Origin of the sequence: Oceaniglobus indicus, from assembly GCF_002751875.1 — a bacterium.
GTDB lineage: Bacteria > Pseudomonadota > Alphaproteobacteria > Rhodobacterales > Rhodobacteraceae > Oceaniglobus > Oceaniglobus indicus.
Genome location: NZ_NMZM01000003.1, coordinates 14,723 through 32,081, shown reverse-complemented (window position 1 = coordinate 32,081; position 17,359 = coordinate 14,723). Strand labels below are relative to the sequence as shown.

The following is a 17,359-nucleotide window of genomic DNA, read 5'->3' as shown; positions in this document are numbered from 1 at the left end:
TGAATATCGTGCTGATAGATCATAAAAGATCATTTTTGCATGCAAAGCCGGGATGATCTTGGGCCGACAACCCCGTTTCGGGGCTGGCGACGAACGAACGGAACGTACGGATGAATTACCATACCTATTTTGACCGCAAGGGGCGCACGGTCGAGTGCTGCATCGTCGGAACCGGCGGTTTCGGCCGCAGCTTCCTGGCGCAGGGGTTGGTTGTTCCGGGGTTGTCGGTGCGGGTTGCCGTCGATGTAAGCGGTGACGTCGCCGCCGAAAGCCTGCGCAGTGTCGGCATCGCGCCGGACCGGATCCGTATCTGTCACGACGCCGAAGCCGCCGCACGGGCCTGGACGGACGGTGCGTTCATTGCCGCCGGGACGTGCGACATCGTCATGGACCTGCCGGTCGATGTCGTGGTCGAGGCGACCGGCGATCCGGTGGTCGGGGCGCGTCACGCGCGGTTGGCGATCGAGGCGGGCCATCATGTCGCGATGGTGTCGAAAGAGGTCGACAGCGTCGTAGGGCCGGGTCTGGCGGCCATGGCGCGCGATGCCGGCGTGATCGTGACGCCGGTGGACGGCGACCAGCCCAGCCTTCTGATCGGGCTCATCACATGGGCCCAGGTTCTGGGGCTCGAGATCGTGGCGGCCGGAAAATCCAGCGAATACGACATGATCCATGATCCCGACGCCGGGACGATCACCTGCGATGGCGTCTCGTATGACGTGCCGGATTTTGCCGGGCTCGAGGTGCTGGGCGAAGCGGATTGCGCCGATATGGTCGCGCGCCGCACCCGTGCCGCGGCCGCGTTGCCGCAACGGGCGGTGCCCGACCTGTGCGAGATGACCGTGGTGGCCAACGCCTGCGAAATGCTGCCCGACCGGCCCGATCTGCATTGCCCGATCGCGCGGATCGACGAGGTGCCGTCGATCCTGTGCGAGGTGGGCGACGGCGGGATCCTGTCGCGTGGCGGCGTGCTGGACGTGTTCCATTGCCTGCGCCGCCCGGACGAGATCAGTTTTGCCGGCGGCGTATTCGTCGTCGTGCGCTGCAAGGATGCCGAAACCTGGGAGATGCTGCGCGCCAAGGGTCACGTCCTCAGCCGGAACGGCCGGACGGCGATGATCTATCTGCCGCGTCACCTTCTGGGGATGGAGGCCGCAACGAGCATTTTCGAGGTCGCGCTGAACGGCGTGTCGTCGGGGGCGCAGGTGCCGCATCACCACGCCGATCTGATCGCGGTTGCCGATCGTGATTTCGATGCCGGTGCGCATCTGGCCATGGGCGGCCATCACCATTCGATCGACGGCGTGTCGTCGCGGATCGTGCCGGCGGGTCCGTTGGACGACGACAGTGCCGCACCCTTCTATCTGGCGTCGAACTGCCGTTTGCGCGCGGCCGTCAAGGCCGGCCAACCCATCAGGATGCGCGACCTTCATATCGATCAGGACAGCCCGCTTGTCGCTCTGCGCGCGCTTCAGGATCGAAGGTTCGCCGTGAAAGACGAAGATGCAGTAAACCCAAGGGAGGAAAGACATGCATAATTCTATCCGTAAACTTGTCGTCGGGCCGGTCATGGCCGCCATGGCGCTTGCTGCGCCCGCTCTGGCCCAGGACAGCGACTTTCAGCCGGAAAAAATGACCGCCTTCGTTGCGGCAGGTGCCGGGGGCGGAACCGACAACTTCACCCGCACGATCCAGCCGATGCTGGAAGAGCGTCTGAACACGAAGATCACGGTCATCAACCTGCCGTCCGCGTCGGGCGTCCTGGCGCACCAGCGCACGGCCAACAGCAAGCCGGACGGCACGTCGCTGGACTTTGCCTCGTCGACCTTCATCACCAGCCGTGCGGCCGGGCAGAACCCCGTCGGCCTGGACAAGCTGACGCCGGTGGCGCGGATGCAGTCGGACGTGATGATGCTGGTCGTCAATCCCGAGAAGCATGAGACGCTTGAGGATTTCATGGCCTATGCCCGCGAAAACGGCGACAAGGTGGTCATCGGCGGCACCCACGCAGCCAGTGTCGACCGGATGGCGTTTCTGGGCCTGAACGAACAGAGCGGGCTGAACCTGAACTACATTCCCTACGACAACGAAGGCAGCGCCGCTGCCAGCCTGCTGGGCGGTAACGTCGACGGCATGATGAACGAGATCAGCGCCATCCAGGGTTACATGGAATCGGGCGAGATGAAACCGATCCTGGCCTTCGCCGCCGAACGGCTCGAGGCTTATCCGGACATCCCGACCACGGTCGAAAACGGCTGGGATCTGACCTTCGGCAACGAACGCGGCGTCTTCATCAACGCCGAAACCGACCCCGCGATCATTTCGGCCATCGAGGCGGCGTTCAAGGATATCTTCGACTCCGAGGAATATCAGACCTATGCCAAGCGCTCCAACCTGGACGTGCGTCCCGGCTGGCTGGGCAGCGACGACTATCGTGCCGCGCTCGAAAAGGACCTCGCGTTCTTCGAAAAGCTGATGGAAGACATGTGATCTGATCCCGCGGCCAGGCCCGCGTCCGACGTCTCGGGCGCGGGCCTGGCCCGTCAATTCCGAACCCGGGTCATCGCTGATCCGGATCTTCAGCAAGGGTCCAAGTCATGACTGCACGCCTGTATGCGTTTGCCACCGCCACGGCCGTGATCGGGCTGTATCTGCTCTGGCAGGCGATCCAACTGCCGGGCGGGGCCGAGGTGACGACCCTGATCGGGCCGCGCACGTGGCCCCTGGGAATCCTGATCATCATGCTGGCGCTGGTCGCGGTCATGTTCGTGCTGCTTTTCGCCAGGGGTGCGCATTTCTTCGTGCCGGGCGAGATGTCGGAGGCGGACGCCGACACCGGCACAGGCACCGACATGGCCGCCGATGGTCCGGTTGTGCATCCGTGGCGCCACATCATCGTTCTGGCGCTGACGATCGCCTATACCGTCGCGATGCAGTTCACCGGCTATCTGTTGGCGACAGCCGTGTTTGCGATTGCCGTCAACATCGTGTTGGGAGAGCGTCGGCCGCTTCGGATCGGTCTGACGACCGTGGCCGCCACCGCGCTGGTCGCACTGGGCTTTGACCGCCTGCTGAGCATTCCGCTTCCCTGACACACCCTGAACATCCGCCGGAAAGGGCCCGCAATGTTTCAAGATCTTCTCGGCGGCTTCGGGGTCGTCCTGCAACCGATCAACCTTCTGATCCTGACCTCGGCCGTGCTGATCGGCTTTGTCGGCGGGGCCCTGCCGGGGATCAGCGGCGTCATCCTGGTGGTCATCCTGTTGCCGGTGACCTATTCGATGGAACCGACCGGGGCGTTCATGCTGTTGACCGCGATCTATGCGTCCAGCGTGTTCTCGGGCCTGATCACCGCGATCCTCTATCGCGCGCCCGGCACGCCCGAGGCCGTGATGACCGCCATCGACGGCTATCCGATGACCCAGCGGGGCGAGGCCGGCAAGGCATTGGGCATCGGCATCCTGTCATCGGCCGTGGGTGGCATGTTCGGCACGATCGTGCTGGTCGTGGCGACGCCGTTTCTGGCCGACATGGCCTTGCGTTTCTCGTCGCCCGAATTCTTCGCCCTGGCGGTTCTCGGGCTGACGGTTGTCGCATCCCTGGGCGGCAACCTGCTGTTGGGCCTGATCGGGGTCTGCATCGGACTGATGGTCGCGTCGGTCGGTATCGACCCGCTGACCGGCACGATCCGGTTCACGTTCGGCAGCCTGCATCTGATGGGCGGGGTGAACCTCATTCCCGTGATCATCGGCCTGTTCGCCATCTCCGAAGTGCTGAAGCGCTGTCAGGAGGGCGATGTCCACCTGGCCGCCAAGTCGTTCAAGATCAAGATCCTGGACTGGCCGGTGATCCGCCAGATCCGCACGACGATCATCCGGTCGTCCATCCTGGGCACGGCGATCGGGATCCTCCCCGGCATCGGCGCCTCGACCGCCGCCATGGTCAGCTATAGCGAGACGGTGCGCTGGTCGAAGGATCGCAGCCGTTTCGGCAAGGGCGCGCCGGAAGGCATCGCCGCGCCCGAAGCGGCGAACAACGCCGCCGCCATGGGCGCGCTTGTGCCATTGTTCGCGCTGGGCATCCCCGGTTCGGGCACGACGGCGGTGATCCTGGGGGCGTTCATCGTTCACGGCCTGACGCCGGGGCCGACCTTCATGGCGGGCAACAGCGATCTGATCTATGCGGTGTTCGTCGGCCTGTTGCTGGTGAACGTGATGATCCTGGTGTTTTCCAAGCCCTTCATCGCGGTCCTGTCCAAGGTGTTGGACGTTCCCTATTCGGTGCTGGGGCCGATCATCGTGATCTGCTGCGTGGTGGGCACCTATTCGGTGCAGAACTCGATGATGGATGTCTGGCTGATGCTGGGCTTCGGCGTCGCGGGCTTTCTCCTGGAAAAGATCGGCTTTCCGCTGGTGGCGATCATCCTCGGGGTGGTCCTGGGGCCGATTGCCGAAAGCGAGTTGCGCCGGTCGCTGGCCCTGTCGCAGGGCGATCCGTCGATCTTCGTGACCCGACCGATCAGCGCGATCCTTTTGCTGATCGCGGTGGCGTTGGTGGCCGGCACGATCGTGGCGCCGATCCTGCGGCGCAGGCGCGCCCGGTTCGGCGGCGGGGCATAGGGTAAATCAAGGCGGCGGGCGCCGTTGCCCGCCTCAGGCCGGGGCGCCCAGCAATGCCTCGGCCGTGGCCCAGCAGGTGACAAGATGGGTGGCGAAACCGCCCCGGATCGCGGCGCGGATCGGCGCCACCTTGTCGGGACCCGACGACACCAGAAGCCCCATGTCCTTGCCCGGCATGGTCGGAAGCTCGACCCCGATCATGCGGTCGTCCATTTCGCCGGGGATCGGTATGCCGTCGCCGTCGATGAACCGGCCGCACAGCACCGCCTGCGCACCGCGTGCGACATAATCGGCCAGCAGGTCGGGGGTGACGACGCCGTTCTTCACGATATGGCTGTTCAGCGTGCACGATCCCGCGGCGAACAACGTCTTGTTGCAGGTGGCGATGGCAGCCAGCTGTTCGGCGATCACGGGTTCAGCCCGCAAGCGGGCGGCCAGGTCGGCGTCGCCCACGATCAGGGGCGCGTGCAAGTTGACGCAACCCGCGCCGAACCGACGCGCCAGGTTGGCCGAGCAGGTTTCCGCCGCAAAGCCCAGCGGTGTGGCGCGTGACCCAACCATCTGCACGATGGTCAGATCGGGCAGCGACATGCGTTCGGCGGCCTCGGACACCAGAAATACCGTTTCACCCCAGCTGACGCCCAGCCGATCACCGGGCGCCATCAGGTCGGGCAGCCAATCGGCGCAGGCCCGCGCGGTGCGACGCAAGGCGTCGGCCCGGTCGCCGGCGCCCGGCGGCACCACAAGCGCACCGGTCAGGCCGAAATGCGCAACCAGATCACGGGCCAACGAATGGGTGCCGAATGCCTCGGGCGTCAGGGATACGCGGACATGCCCCTTGCGCCGCGCTTCGGACAGATAGTTGGCGACGGTCGCGCGCGACACGCCAAGGCGTCGCGCGATGTCGTTCTGGTTCAGGTCGTCGTGGTAATACAGCCACGCCGCTTCGGTGATCTGGCCTTCGATCCGGGCGCGCGACCGCCGTTCCACGGTGTCAGGACGCCGCGCGAAATTCTGGGAACATCTCCAGCATCGCGGTTTCCTCGGCGTCGACCACGCCACGTTCGGTGATCAGCCCGGTGATCAACCGCGCCGGCGTGACATCGAACGCCGGGTTGCCGCCGGGGGTGCCGTCGGGCGTCACCTGAACCTCTGCCAGTTTGCCGGCGTCGTTGCGGCCCCAGATGTGCGTGATCTCGCGCTCCTTGCGGTCCTCGATCGGGATCTCGGCCACGCCATCGGACACCGTCCAGTCAATGGTCGGTGAGGGCAGGGCGACGTAAAACGGCACGTTGTTGTCACGGGCCGCCAGTGCCTTGAGATAGGTGCCGATCTTGTTGCACACGTCGCCGCGCCGCGTGGTGCGGTCGGTGCCGGTGATGACCATGTCGACCTGGCCGTGCTGCATCAGATGGCCGCCCGCGTTGTCGGTGACATAGGTGTGGGGGATGCCGTGGCTGTTCAGCTCCCACGCCGTCAGCGCGCCCTGGTTGCGGGGGCGTGTTTCATCGACCCAGACGTGGATCGGAATCCCCGCCTCGTGGGCGTGATACATCGGGCTGGTCGCGGTGCCCCAGTCGACGGTCGCCAGCCAGCCGGCGTTGCAATGGGTCAGGATGTTGACCGGTTCGCCCTTCGGCTTCTTCGCCGCGATGGCCTTGATGATCTCAAGCCCGTGGCGACCAATGGCGCGGTTGATCTCGACATCCTCGTCGGCGATCTCGTGCGCCAGTTTCAGCGCGGCCGCCGCCCGTTCGCTTTCGGGCAGCGGTTGCAGATGGCTGCGCGCGCGGTTCAGCGCCCAGCGCAGGTTGATCGCGGTGGGCCTTGTGTCGTGCAGATACTCCCACGCCTTTTCCATGGCGTCGTCCGATGGATCCAGCTTCATCTGCAACGCCATGCCGTAAGCCGCCGTCGCCCCGATCAGCGGGGCGCCGCGCACGCGCATCTCGACGATGGCATCGGCGAATTCTTCCATCGTGTCGACGGATTGCGTCACGAAATCATGGGGTAACCAGCGTTGGTCGATGATCTCGAGCTTTTGCGTCTCGTCGTTCCACCAGAGTGACCGATAGGGGGTGCCGTTGACTTTCACAGGAAGTTCTCCTCGTTGTGGCGGCGGGCGATGGCGCCGATGCGGCCGGGCAGATCAGTGTCGAACCGCGACAGAACCAGTTCACGTCCCATCATCAGGTTGCGCGCCTCAAGCGGGGCGCGAATGGCCGGATCCTCGATATCCTCGAAGTCGGCGTTATGGGCCAGCGACAGACAACGGCGGTGCATCTCGATGCCCGCGATGCCCATGGCGTCGGCCCAGAGGTCTTTCAACACCCGGTCACAGGCGGGGGTCGAATCGTGGCCTTGATCCTCGAACAGCGTCGCCGGATACAACATGCCGGTGCGTTCGCTGGACCAAAGGTGGCGGAATTCGGTGTTGAAGCGGTCGCGCGTGCCGTCGATCACCGACAGGATCCAGCCCTGCATGTCGGCGCAGGCGGTTTCGTCGCGGTGGCCCGGCTGGCTGAAATACGCCATCAGAAGGTTGGCGATCAGCATGCCGATATCAAAGCCCAGCGGGCCATACTGCGCGAATTCGGGGTCGATCACCTTGGTTTCCGCGTCGGTGCACATCAGCGATCCGGAATGCAGATCGCCATGCACCATGGTTTCGGTGTTCGAGGCGAAGGCCTGCAACATGCGCTGGGCCTCGATCTTCAGGGCGACATCGCCACGCAACCGGGCAATGACACCGTCCAGGCCGGGCGTGTGATGGTTCATCTCGGCGGCGAAATAGGGATCGGTAAAGACCAGCGCTTCGGTGATGGCCGGGATCGCGACGTTGCCCGCGAAGATGGCGACATCGGCCTTCTTCGCGCCGCTGTCCATCGACAGTTCCGAACCCCGAAAGGCGGTGCGCGCGCAGAAATCGCCCAGGAAATCGGCCAGCCCGGCGACCGTTTCGCCGCGAATCAGCTTCTGGCGCAGAATTGTGTGGGGCGACAGGAACTCCATCACGATCAACGCCTGATCGGGGTCGAAATGATAGATTTCGGGCACCGAACCGGGATCGCGGACGGCCTGCCGGCTCAGCGCCTCGTGTTCGAAATAGGCGCGATACAGGGGCAGGGGCCAGGAATCGCCGACAAGACGCACATAGGGCAGGGCCTGCTTGACGATCACGCTGGCGTCTGCGCCGTCGACGATGAACACCAGGTTCAGGTTGCCGTCGCCCACTTCGCGCACGCCCCAGTCTTCGGGGGCGTTCCCAAGGCGTTTCGCGACATCCGCAATGGCGCCGATGCGCGCCCGCAAGCTGTCTTCGCTCAGTGGTTCATAGTCGTTTCTGGCCGTCATGGACCTTCTCCCGTCAGTGCCGCCTGGCGGAAGGACAAAGCAAAATGCGACAATTGTCAATCTAGTTGACATTTGCCAATCGCTGCATACGGTTGCCGCAGTGGAGAACCGGATGACATCAGCCTGCGACATCATAGGAATAAGCAAGTCCTTCGGCCCGAACCGGGTTTTGCGCAACATTTCGCTGCACCTTCCGGCGGGACAGGTGACCGTCCTGATGGGCGCCAACGGTGCGGGCAAATCCACCCTCGTCAAGGTGCTGAGCGGAGTTCACAAGCCGGACGCCGGTACATTGCGTCTGAACGGGGCGCCCTATGCGCCCGACGGGCCGCGCGATGCGATTGCGCAGGGTGTCGTCACCGTGCACCAGTCCATCGCCGATGGCGTCGTGACGGGGCTGGACGTGGCGTCGAACCTGCTGCTGGACCGGCTTGCCGATCCGGGGCACGGCGTTTTCGTGCGTCGCGCGGCCCTGCGGCGCGAGGCGCAGGAGGTCGCCCGCCTGATGGGGCTGGATCTGGACGTGACCGCCCCGATGGCCGACCTGGGCCTGGCGGACCGGCAGATGATCGCGATCGCCCGCGCCATGGCGAAATCGCCCCGGGTTCTGATCCTGGACGAGCCGACATCGTCGTTGTCCGCGACCGAGGCCGAGCGGCTGTTCGCCCTGATCGACCGGTTGCGCGAAACCGGTGTGGCGATCCTCTATATCTCGCACCGGGTGTCGGACATCCGCCGCATTGCCGACCGGATCGTGTCGATGCGCGACGGGCAGGTGTCGGGCACCTTCGACACGGCACCGCTGGATTACGAAGGCGCGGTCACGGCGATGCTGGGTCACGCGATGACCGACGTGAGCCTGTCCGACGCCACCCGCGGCGCCCCCGTTCTCGAGCTGCGCGGGTTGCAGTTGCAGCCCGGCGCCACAGGCATCGACCTGACCGCCCACAAGGGCGAGATTGTCGCAATTACTGGGTTGTTGGGCAGCGGAAAAACAAAACTTGCCGGTATATTGTTCGGTTTGTTCAAGTCCGCGGGTGGCGAGGTGCGGCTGGACGGAGCGTCCTACTGTCCCGGCGGCCCCGGCGATGCCATCGCCAAGGGCGTGCACCTGTGCCCCAAGGACCGCGCCGACAACGCGGTGGTGCCGTCTTTCGATCTGACCGGCAACATGACCCTGCCGTTCCTGCGGCGGTTTTCGCGCCTGTCGTTCCTGCGCGGCCGCGAACAGCGCCGCGCGACGGCCGGGATGATCGAAACGCTGGGTGTCGTCTGTCAGTCCGAGGGCGACGATATCGGGTCGCTGTCGGGGGGCAATCAGCAAAAGGTGATGGTGGCGCGCTGGCTGCTGGAACCCTGCCGCGTTCTGGTGCTGGACGAACCGTTCCAGGGCGTCGACATCAAGGCCCGCCGCGACATCGGCGCCCATATCCGCGCGACGGCGGCCGAACGCGCGACCCTGGTTTTCGTGTCGGAACTGGACGAAGCACTGGAAATCGCGGACCGCATCGTCGTGCTTCACGAATACGAAATGGCGGGCGTGCATGACAGCCGCACCGCCGATCTGTCTGCCATCATCGCCCAGGTTTCGGGCGGAACGACCGGAGCGCATCCATGACCCGCATCGCCATCAAATACGGCTTCCTTGCGCTTCTGGCGGGATTGCTGATCTATTTCAGCGTCTTCGCCGACGGATTCTTCGGCCCGCGCAGCGCGGTCTTCATCTTTCAGTCGGTGGCGATCACCGGCATCCTGGCCCTGGGCGTGACCTGCACGCTGGTGGTGGACGGGTTCGACCTGTCCATCGGGTCGGTCGCGACGTCGGCGCTGATGCTGTCGTCCTATTCCATGGTGGTGCTGGAACAGCCCGCCATCGTCGCCGTCGCGCTGTGTCTGGCGATGGGGGCGTTCGTGGGGCTGGTGAACGGCCTGCTGATCGTCAAGTTCAAGGTACCGGACCTGTTGGCGACCCTTGGCATGATGTTCCTGCTGATCGGTGTCCAGCGCATCCCGACCGAGGGGCGTTCGATTTCGACCGGCATGACCCTGCCCGATGGCTCCACTGCCGAGGGCACATTTTCCGCCGCTTTCCTGTGGCTGGGGCGGCACCGCTTCGATTTCGTGCTGCCGAACCTGATCCCGATGCCGGTGGTGGTGTTCGTGGTGGTCGGCCTGCTGATCTGGATCTTCCTCAGCTTCACGCGCCATGGGCGGATGATGTATGCCATCGGGTCCAACGCCCGGGCCGCCGGACTGGCGGGCGCCAACGTCGAGCGGTACAAGGTGGCCGCCTACATGATCTCGGGCGTTCTGGCGTCGATCGGGGGCATCCTGTTGGCCGGACGGCTGGGCCGCGGTGACATCGCGTCGGGCAACAACCTGTTGCTGGATGCGGTGGCGGCGGCGCTGATCGGTTTCGCGGTGCTGGGCGCGGCCAAGCCGAACGCCTTCGGCACGGCGGTCGGGGCGCTGTTCGTCGGGATCCTGTTGCAGGGTCTGACGATGATGAACGCGCCCTATTACACGCAGGATTTCGTCAAGGGCGCGGTTCTTGTCGTCGCGCTCGTCTTCACCTTCGCCCTGTCAAACCGGATGAAAACAAAAGGCTGACGGGCGAAGTCCAAACGCATGGTTCAATCGGGAGGATACCAAATGACCATCATCAGACGCAGCTTTCTTCATCTCATGGGCGCCACGGCGCTGACCTTCGCGGGCGGGGCCGCCATGGCCCAGGACATGCCGGCGCCCTTCGACAATGCCGCCGACGTCAAGATCGCGCTGGTGCGTTACCTGTCTACCGGCGACTTCTTCCAGGCCTATCTGTCGGGCGTCGAAAAGCAGGCCGCCGCGCTGGGCGTCGATCTGCGCGTCCTCGACAGCCGCCAGGACGCGGCGTTGCAGGCCGACATGGTGGATCAGGCCATCGCGCTGGGCGTGGACGGGATCATCATTCAGCACGGGCTGACCGAATCGATCAAGGAAGTCGCGCAGCGCGCGCTGGACGCGGGCATCAAGGTCGTCGCCTTCGATGTCGACGTCGAGAACGAGGCGATCCCCCAGATCGAACAGTCGGACTACCAGCTGGGCAAGCTGGCGCTGGACCAGGCGATCGAGGACAACGGCACCGAATGGCAGGCGGGTTACGTCTATGTGCCCGGCATCGCCCCGCTGGATCGTCGCGACGTGGCCTGGCAAGAGGTGAAAGAGGCGAACCCCGGAATCGAGGAGGTCGCGCAGTTCGGCACGCTGGACAACCCCATCGCCAACTCGGTCGCCAACCAGGCGCGTTCCGTGTTGCAGGCGAACCCGAACATCACCGTCATGTTCGCGCCCTTCGATGAATTCGCCAAGGGCGTGAAGATCGCGGTGGACGAGGCCGGGTTGACCCAGGACATCAAGATCTATTCGGCCGACATCTCGACCGCCGACATTTCCGCCATGCGCGAACCCGACAGCGCCTGGGTGGCCACCGTCGCCACCAACCCCGCCGTGGTGGGCGAGGTTTCGGTGCGCACGCTGGCGATGATGCTGGCCGGGGAAGAGCCGGGCGCGTCGGTCGTCGTGCCGCCCACGCTGATCACCCAGAAGATGCTGAACGACGGCGATATCAGCAACATGGAAGAACTGGGCGCTTCGGTTCCGTCGTTCGCCCATGCCGACGTCGCAATGCCCGACTGGATGCCGATGCCCGAGCGGTGATCGATTGGGTCCGGCGCGCGTATGCCGCCGGACCCGCCCGCGCGGTCGGGGCAAGCCCCCGGCCGCGGCCCCCGCCTGACGCGAGGCCGGGGCTTGCATCTTGCCCTGTCCTGGCCGACAAGAACGGCGTTCTCGGGGCGGGGCGCAATTCCCCACCGGCGGTAAGCGGTTTCACCCGCAAGCCCGCGAGCGCCTTTCGCTGGAAAGGGTCAGCAGATCGGGTGCAACTCCCGAGCCGACGGTCACAGTCCGGATGAAAGAGAGCATGCCTGACGACCGGCCCCAGGGGGCCGGGCGGACGTCGTGCAATCGCCTCTCACGGAACGGGATATGAGAGGATTGCATCGATGCCCCCACGTTTCGCTTTCATCAAGGCCCGTTGGCACGCCGATATCGTCGACCGCGCCCACGAGGGTTTTACCGCGCTGATCCCGGCGGCCCAGATCGATACCTTCGATGTTCCGGGCGCGTTCGAGATGCCGCTGATGGCGCGCGACCTGGCGGCGAGCGGACGCTATGCCGCCGTGATCTGCGCCGCCTTCGTGGTCGATGGCGGAATCTACCGGCACGATTTCGTCGCCGCGGCGGTGGTGGACGGGCTGATGCGGGCCGGGCTGGACACCGGGGTGCCGGTGCTGTCCGTCTCGCTGACGCCGCACCAGTATCAGGAAACCGCGCACCACGACGCGATCTTCCGGGCGCATTTCGTCGAAAAGGGGCGCGAAGCCGCGCAGGCGGCGCTGGGCATCCTGGACGCCCGCGCCGCCGCCGGTCTCTGATCGCGCGTCAGAAGCGGGCGCGCAGGTTCTTCAAACCCGACAAGAGCAACGCCATGTCGACACCGACCGCGGTAAAGGTGGTGCCCAGTTCGATGCAGCGGGCGTTCTGGGCATCGTCCAGCGACAGGAAGCCGGCCGGCATCCCCAGCTCTTTCAGGCGGGCGATGGCATGTTCCACGGCCCCGACCACATCGGGATGCCCGGTGTTGCCGGGGTGACCCATGGACGCGGCAAGGTCGGCCGGGCCGATGAACACGCCGTCCACCCCTTCGACACCCGCGATGGCATCGAGGTTTTCGATCCCCTTGGCGGTTTCCACCTGCAACAGCAGGCACAGCGGATCGGATGCGCCGGTGCCGTATCCTTCGACCTGGCCATACCGGCTGGACCGGGTCAGCCCCGCGTAACCGCGCAGACCCCGCGGGCCATAATGCATGGCGTCAACCGCCGCCTGCGCCTCGGCCCGGGTTTCGACATAGGGCACAAGAAGGGTTTGCGCGCCGATGTCCAGCAGGCGCTTGATGACGGCGGTGTCGTTGGCAACGGGCCGGACGATGGCCGAGGTTTCGGGATAGGCGGCGATGACCTGAAGCGCGCGCATCACATCGGCGTCGGACAACGGCGTATGTTCCGCATCGATCAGCACCCAGTCGAACCCCGCACCTGCCAGTGCCTCGATCACCGTGGGTTCGGCAATCGAGTTCCAGATCCCGAGCTGGGACTTGCCGGCCTTGATGGCGGATTTGAACGCGTTCTGGGGTTGTTTCATGGTCATGGCCCTTTCGTTGGCGGTTCCGGTGTCAGTAAATCGCGACGGTCTGTCCGCTTGCGGCCGAGGCGTGGACCGCTTCGATCACGCGCTGGTTCGCCAGGCCGTCGGCCGCGGACACCAGCGGTTCGGCTTCGCCCCGGATCACGGCGGCGAACTGGCGGACCTGGCGGACCAGCGGGTCGTCCAGATCGGTGACCGGGCGGCTGGTGGCGATGGGTTTCATCCACGACCGCTCGTGCGGCTGATGCCAAAGCACGGCGTCGGGCAGCGACAACGCTCCATGGGTGCCCGCGATCCACGTGCAGGATTCGCCGGTGGCCGGATAGGCGGGGTTTTCACGGGCCGTCAGCTCCCAACTCAGCGGGGCGACCACCGTGTCCGAAACGCTGAGTGTGCCCAGCGCGCCATTGGCAAAGCGCAGCAGGATCGCGGCGGTTTCCTCGATCCCGTGGCCGCGCACGGTGCCGTCGGTCATGGCGTGCACCGCTGCGATGTCGCCCACAAGATGGCGCAGGACGTCGATATCATGGATCAGGTTCATGTAGATCGGGCCGGCGCCGGGCGCGCGTCGCCATGGGATGTCGAAATACGGATCGGGCTTGAACAGCCATACAGCGCCTTGCACCGCCGTGATGCGGCCCAGGCTTCCCGCGTCAATGGCGGCCTTGGCGGTGGTGATCCTGGGATTGTGGCGTCGGTGATGGCCGACCGCGACGGCCACGCCGGCCGTTTCGGCGGCGGCAACCACCGCTTCGGCGCCCGCGATGTCGATCGCCAGCGGTTTTTCCACAAGGCACGGCAACCCGGCCGCGATACAGCGCAGCGCCTGTTCGACATGCAGGGCGTTGGGCGTCGCCAGAATGACCCCGTCGCAATCCGCTGCGGCGATCAGATCGCCGAGCGTCCGGTAATGCGGAACGCGGTGGCGTGCCGCCGTGACGCCCGCCGCGTCGCAAGGGTCGACGATGGCGGCCAGTGTCACGTCGTCGGCGCCCATCAACGCCGCGGCATGGCGCAGGCCGATCACGCCCAGACCGGCAACGGCAATCCGCACGGTCATGATGTCATCCGTTTACCAGGGTTCCCATCCGGCGCAGGGCCAGGCCATATCCTTCGATGCCGAAGCCCGCGATGACGCCATCGGCGCGCAGCGAAACATACGAATGATGGCGGAAGGACTCGCGCTTGTGCACGTTCGAGATATGCACCTCGAACACGGGGCCTTCAAAGGCGTTCAGCGCATCCAGCACCGCCACCGAGGTATGGGTCAGCGCGGCAGGGTTGATGATGATCCCGGCGGCCACATTGCGGGCCTCGTGGATCCAGTCGACGATCTGGCCTTCCCAGTTGCTTTGCAGCAAACGGATCTCAAGCCCGAGGGGCCGGCCGATTTCGGCGCACTGCGATTCGACATCGGCCAGGGTCTCGCGGCCATAGATCTCGGGTTGCCGCAGCCCCAGCAGGTTCAGGTTGGGACCGTTCAGGATAAAGATTTTCTTCATGGTTTGGCGTCCAGGGCAGGCGCGTGCCGATTCCCGGCGGGGCGGCGCACGAAACATGGCCGCCGCGGCGACCGTCAATAAACAAGAGTGACCGCGCGTCGCACCGTCGCGCGCAACCTTGCGTCAGTCATCCGCCGCTTGCAAGGGCACGCGGGCCGGGTCGCGCCGCGCTCAAGGTCTGTTGGCGCGTCCGTCGGGCAGGTCGATGCGCGCCACCTGTTCGGCGATGGGATCGGTGGACAACGGATGCAGGCTGGAGGAATAGCGCGCCGGATCGCCCATCGGCTGCCATGCGCCGCCAAAATACACTTCGAGCGCGGAAAAGCGCGACTTGTAGCCCATCTTGGCGCTGCCGGGCACCCAGTAGCCCAGGTAAACATAGGGCAGACCGGCGTCGCGGGCGATGCGGACATGATCGAGAATCACGTAGGTGCCGAGGCTGGCCGCGATGTCGTCGGGATCGTAGAAGGAATAAACCATGCTCAGCCCATCCGACAGCACGTCGGTCAGGCAAACGGCCGACAGATCGGGTCGTCCGCCGTCGGGATCGCGGCGGGTATATTCCACCACCCGACTGCGGATCGGCGTTTCCTCGATCATCGCGGCGAATTCGAAGATATCCATGTCGGCCATGCCGCCGGTGGCATGGCGGCTTTCCAGGTAACGGCGGAACAGCGCGTATTGGTCTTCGGTCGCCCAGGGCGACGTGGCCTTGCGGATCAGGTCGGCGTTGCGGTTCATCAGCTTGCGCTGGGTGCGCGACGGTTTGAAATCGGCAACCCGGATGCGCGCCGAAATGCAGGCCGAACATTCGGCACAGGACGGGCGATACAGCACGTTCTGCGACCGCCGGAACCCCTGCTGCGACAGGGAATCGTTCAGGGTTTCGGCATGCTCTCCGGTCAGGGCGGTGAACAGTTTGCGTTCCATCCGCCCGTCCAGATACGGACATGGTTGAGGAGCCGTCACATAGAACTGCGGCGCGATGGGAAGGGTGTGGCGCATGGGTTTCCGAAATGTTGCTGGACGAAATCTAGCGCCGGAAGCCGTATCCGCCAACCCCTTCCGCGCGGGTCAGTCCGCGGCCGCCCTGTTGATGGCCGCTGTGCCAAGGACATGATCGGTCAGGCCCTGGGCGCGAGCCGTCGTCAGCATCAGCACGATGGACACCAGTTGCGCCGGAAAAACGGTGACGCTGGCGGTATAGCCGACCGTGTGCAGGAACGCGGCGGGGAGGTCGAACATCTGGCCCCGGGCGGTGCGAAACTCGATCGCCATGACGCGCATCCCCGGCGTCGCCGACCGGTTGGCCAGCGAAACGGTGCGATACATGAAGCTGATGACCATGAAGATCAGCGGGAAGAAGAACAGCCCGAGGAACAACGTGAACGGCAAGACCAGCACCGAAAGCAATCCGATCAGCAGGATGTCGATCAGCCACGCGAAAAAGCGCTTGGACGGAACGTCGGCATAGAATGCGCCCTGGGTGTCCGGATCGGGCAGGCCGGAATATGCGGTTTGAGTCGGATACATTGTGGCCTCTCTGGCGATCTTCGGTGCGGCCCGCCCGGGGGATCCCGGAAGGGCCAATGTGGCTCAGGCGTCGGTCGGCGCGTTGTCCGACCGGTCGGCGGCGCGGGCACGGTCGTTCATGAACTGGTCGAACTCGGCCTTGTCCTTGGCGTCACGCAGACGTTCCAGGAAGGATTGGAACGCGTTCTGTTCTTCCTCGAGGCGGCGCAGCGTGTCGGCCTTGTAGGCGTCGAACGCGCTGTTGCCGGAACTGCGGAACGCGCTGGTGGCGCTGCGTCCGCGCGACATCGTGCACATTGCCTTGGAATTCGAAAACATGCGTTTGCTCCATATCATATAGGCAAGAAGGGCCAGCCCGACGGGCCAGAACAGGATGAAACCGGCAACCATGGCCGCGATCCACGCGAATTTTCCGCGGTCGTCAAGCCAGGCTTCGGTGCGCGCAAACCACGACAGGCGCGGTGTGGCGGGGGTATCGGCGTAAATGCTCATCGGTGTCTCCGGTATGGCGTGGTTGCTATGGCGTATGTGAATGGCTTTCACATTATCCAGATCGGAATGCGGGGGCAGATCTTCAAGGGGCAATGTGAAGGTAATTTACATAATGTCGATCATGTCGTGAAATCAGAGGCTTGCGCGCCGGTAACGCGTATAAGATCGGCCGGTGCGATCGAAAATACGTGATGCGGCGTCCCCGCAGCGGCCCAAACCAGGGGAAAGCGCGACAGATTTCGGTCGAAAAACGTGCGGATCGGCGTCAAGTGCCCGACTGGCGACACGCCACCAATGGCAAAACCGGTGATGTCGCGAACCCGTGCCGCATCGGCCCGCGCCAGCGATGCGCCGACCAGGGCTTCGGCCTTCGCCATTTTCACCGCGCGACCGCCGGCCGTGATGAACAGGACCAGGGCATCGGCGCCGCTGTCGTGCAGCACGACACATTTGGCGATCTGGTCGGGGGCGCATCCGATCGCGTCGGCCGCCTGCTGTGCCGTGCGGGTCTGGGCGTCCATCTCGACGACATCGCTTGCGACACCCGCGGCCTTCAGGGCTGCTTTCACGCGGTTCAGACTCTTGCTCATTCCTGGCTCCTTCGGTTGT

General features: G+C 65.0%; 18 protein-coding genes and 1 riboswitch. Of the genes, 8 read left to right on the top strand and 10 right to left on the bottom strand.

The features are described from left to right. Positions 1–110: 110 nt before the first annotated feature. The 4 genes from CFP68_RS05250 to CFP68_RS05235 all read left to right on the top strand — a co-directional run bounded on the left by CFP68_RS05250 (position 111) and on the right by CFP68_RS05235 (position 4,619). On the top strand, positions 111–1,538 hold the full coding sequence (locus CFP68_RS05250; RefSeq protein ID WP_099825445.1) for an NAD(P)H-dependent oxidoreductase: 1,428 nt from the start codon (positions 111–113) through the stop codon (positions 1,536–1,538). Further along, on the top strand, positions 1,531–2,490 hold the full coding sequence (locus CFP68_RS05245; RefSeq protein ID WP_099825443.1) for a tripartite tricarboxylate transporter substrate binding protein: 960 nt from the start codon (positions 1,531–1,533) through the stop codon (positions 2,488–2,490). Before CFP68_RS05250 ends, CFP68_RS05245 begins: the two co-directional genes overlap by 8 nt. A 107-nt stretch (positions 2,491–2,597) precedes the next feature. Further along, positions 2,598–3,092, top strand: coding sequence for a tripartite tricarboxylate transporter TctB family protein (locus tag CFP68_RS05240; RefSeq protein ID WP_099825441.1), 495 nt, complete (start codon positions 2,598–2,600; stop codon positions 3,090–3,092). A gap of 33 nt (positions 3,093–3,125) precedes the next feature. Then, the gene (locus CFP68_RS05235; protein ID WP_099825439.1) at positions 3,126–4,619 is read left to right on the top strand and encodes a tripartite tricarboxylate transporter permease; all 1,494 of its coding nucleotides are present in this window, start codon (positions 3,126–3,128) and stop codon (positions 4,617–4,619) included. Between the two features lie 33 nt (positions 4,620–4,652). Here the strand turns inward: CFP68_RS05235 and CFP68_RS05230 are convergent, their stop codons facing one another. Genes CFP68_RS05230 through mtnK form a run of 3 tightly spaced genes read right to left on the bottom strand, consistent with a single transcriptional unit; the run spans position 4,653 to position 7,973 of the window. Next, positions 4,653–5,609, bottom strand: a complete 957-nt coding sequence (locus tag CFP68_RS05230; protein WP_099825437.1) for a sugar-binding transcriptional regulator — start codon at positions 5,607–5,609, stop codon at positions 4,653–4,655. Between the two features lie 4 nt (positions 5,610–5,613). Next, complete coding sequence (gene mtnA / locus CFP68_RS05225) at positions 5,614–6,714, bottom strand: S-methyl-5-thioribose-1-phosphate isomerase (protein ID WP_099825435.1); 1,101 nt, start codon at positions 6,712–6,714, stop codon at positions 5,614–5,616. Then, positions 6,711–7,973, bottom strand: coding sequence for an S-methyl-5-thioribose kinase (gene mtnK, locus CFP68_RS05220; RefSeq protein WP_099825432.1), 1,263 nt, complete (start codon positions 7,971–7,973; stop codon positions 6,711–6,713). The genes mtnA and mtnK overlap by 4 nt, the downstream gene beginning before the upstream one ends. Before the next feature lie 112 nt (positions 7,974–8,085). Here mtnK and CFP68_RS05215 point away from each other — a divergent pair, with 112 nt between their 5' ends. The 4 genes from CFP68_RS05215 (at position 8,086) to CFP68_RS05200 (ending at position 12,451) form a co-directional block, all read left to right on the top strand. Continuing rightward, the gene (locus CFP68_RS05215; RefSeq protein WP_099825430.1) at positions 8,086–9,591 is read left to right on the top strand and encodes a sugar ABC transporter ATP-binding protein; all 1,506 of its coding nucleotides are present in this window, start codon (positions 8,086–8,088) and stop codon (positions 9,589–9,591) included. Beyond that, positions 9,588–10,583 (top strand): ABC transporter permease, encoded by a 996-nt coding sequence (locus CFP68_RS05210; protein WP_099825428.1) that lies wholly within the window; start codon positions 9,588–9,590, stop codon positions 10,581–10,583. Before CFP68_RS05215 ends, CFP68_RS05210 begins: the two co-directional genes overlap by 4 nt. A gap of 42 nt (positions 10,584–10,625) precedes the next feature. Further along, the gene (locus CFP68_RS05205) at positions 10,626–11,672 is read left to right on the top strand and encodes a substrate-binding domain-containing protein (RefSeq protein WP_099825425.1); all 1,047 of its coding nucleotides are present in this window, start codon (positions 10,626–10,628) and stop codon (positions 11,670–11,672) included. Positions 11,673–11,796: 124 nt separating this feature from the next. Further along, positions 11,797–11,941: riboswitch (FMN riboswitch) on the top strand. A gap of 78 nt (positions 11,942–12,019) precedes the next feature. Continuing rightward, positions 12,020–12,451 (top strand): 6,7-dimethyl-8-ribityllumazine synthase, encoded by a 432-nt coding sequence (locus tag CFP68_RS05200; protein WP_099825421.1) that lies wholly within the window; start codon positions 12,020–12,022, stop codon positions 12,449–12,451. A 7-nt stretch (positions 12,452–12,458) separates the two neighbouring features. On the opposite strand, the gene CFP68_RS05195 is transcribed toward CFP68_RS05200, so the two are convergent. From CFP68_RS05195 to CFP68_RS05165, 7 genes are all read right to left on the bottom strand, one after another. Further along, positions 12,459–13,226: an HpcH/HpaI aldolase family protein gene (locus CFP68_RS05195; RefSeq protein WP_338152800.1), complete on the bottom strand. Its 768-nt coding sequence runs from the start codon at positions 13,224–13,226 to the stop codon at positions 12,459–12,461. A gap of 25 nt (positions 13,227–13,251) precedes the next feature. After that, on the bottom strand, positions 13,252–14,283 hold the full coding sequence (locus tag CFP68_RS05190) for a Gfo/Idh/MocA family protein (protein ID WP_099825418.1): 1,032 nt from the start codon (positions 14,281–14,283) through the stop codon (positions 13,252–13,254). Positions 14,284–14,287: 4 nt separating this feature from the next. Beyond that, on the bottom strand, positions 14,288–14,725 hold the full coding sequence (gene aroQ, locus CFP68_RS05185) for a type II 3-dehydroquinate dehydratase (protein ID WP_099826186.1): 438 nt from the start codon (positions 14,723–14,725) through the stop codon (positions 14,288–14,290). Between the two features lie 171 nt (positions 14,726–14,896). After that, positions 14,897–15,730, bottom strand: coding sequence for an arginyltransferase (locus CFP68_RS05180; RefSeq protein WP_099825416.1), 834 nt, complete (start codon positions 15,728–15,730; stop codon positions 14,897–14,899). 69 nt (positions 15,731–15,799) lie between these two features. Next, a complete protein-coding gene (locus CFP68_RS05175; protein WP_099825414.1) occupies positions 15,800–16,258 on the bottom strand; it encodes an RDD family protein in 459 nt (152 codons plus the stop codon). A 63-nt stretch (positions 16,259–16,321) separates the two neighbouring features. After that, on the bottom strand, positions 16,322–16,750 hold the full coding sequence (locus CFP68_RS05170; RefSeq protein WP_099825411.1) for a DUF2852 domain-containing protein: 429 nt from the start codon (positions 16,748–16,750) through the stop codon (positions 16,322–16,324). Between the two features lie 119 nt (positions 16,751–16,869). Continuing rightward, positions 16,870–17,340 (bottom strand): YbaK/EbsC family protein, encoded by a 471-nt coding sequence (locus CFP68_RS05165; protein ID WP_099825409.1) that lies wholly within the window; start codon positions 17,338–17,340, stop codon positions 16,870–16,872. Positions 17,341–17,359: the final 19 nt, after the last annotated feature.

Excerpts from the sequence above, each read along its gene's own strand:
- CFP68_RS05250 (WP_099825445.1), top strand. The coding sequence starts at position 111 with ATGAATTACCATACCTATTTTGACCGCAAGGGGCGCACGGTCGAGTGC.
- CFP68_RS05245 (WP_099825443.1), top strand. The coding sequence starts at position 1,531 with ATGCATAATTCTATCCGTAAACTTGTCGTCGGGCCGGTCATGGCCGCC.
- CFP68_RS05240 (WP_099825441.1), top strand. The coding sequence starts at position 2,598 with ATGACTGCACGCCTGTATGCGTTTGCCACCGCCACGGCCGTGATCGGG.
- CFP68_RS05235 (WP_099825439.1), top strand. The coding sequence starts at position 3,126 with ATGTTTCAAGATCTTCTCGGCGGCTTCGGGGTCGTCCTGCAACCGATC.
- mtnK (WP_099825432.1), bottom strand. The coding sequence starts at position 7,973 with ATGACGGCCAGAAACGACTATGAACCACTGAGCGAAGACAGCTTGCGG.
- CFP68_RS05215 (WP_099825430.1), top strand. The coding sequence starts at position 8,086 with ATGACATCAGCCTGCGACATCATAGGAATAAGCAAGTCCTTCGGCCCG.
- CFP68_RS05210 (WP_099825428.1), top strand. The coding sequence starts at position 9,588 with ATGACCCGCATCGCCATCAAATACGGCTTCCTTGCGCTTCTGGCGGGA.
- CFP68_RS05205 (WP_099825425.1), top strand. The coding sequence starts at position 10,626 with ATGACCATCATCAGACGCAGCTTTCTTCATCTCATGGGCGCCACGGCG.
- CFP68_RS05200 (WP_099825421.1), top strand. The coding sequence starts at position 12,020 with ATGCCCCCACGTTTCGCTTTCATCAAGGCCCGTTGGCACGCCGATATC.
- CFP68_RS05195 (WP_338152800.1), bottom strand. The coding sequence starts at position 13,226 with ATGACCATGAAACAACCCCAGAACGCGTTCAAATCCGCCATCAAGGCC.
- CFP68_RS05190 (WP_099825418.1), bottom strand. The coding sequence starts at position 14,283 with ATGACCGTGCGGATTGCCGTTGCCGGTCTGGGCGTGATCGGCCTGCGC.
- aroQ (WP_099826186.1), bottom strand. The coding sequence starts at position 14,725 with ATGAAGAAAATCTTTATCCTGAACGGTCCCAACCTGAACCTGCTGGGG.
- CFP68_RS05180 (WP_099825416.1), bottom strand. The coding sequence starts at position 15,730 with ATGCGCCACACCCTTCCCATCGCGCCGCAGTTCTATGTGACGGCTCCT.
- CFP68_RS05175 (WP_099825414.1), bottom strand. The coding sequence starts at position 16,258 with ATGTATCCGACTCAAACCGCATATTCCGGCCTGCCCGATCCGGACACC.
- CFP68_RS05170 (WP_099825411.1), bottom strand. The coding sequence starts at position 16,750 with ATGAGCATTTACGCCGATACCCCCGCCACACCGCGCCTGTCGTGGTTT.
- CFP68_RS05165 (WP_099825409.1), bottom strand. The coding sequence starts at position 17,340 with ATGAGCAAGAGTCTGAACCGCGTGAAAGCAGCCCTGAAGGCCGCGGGT.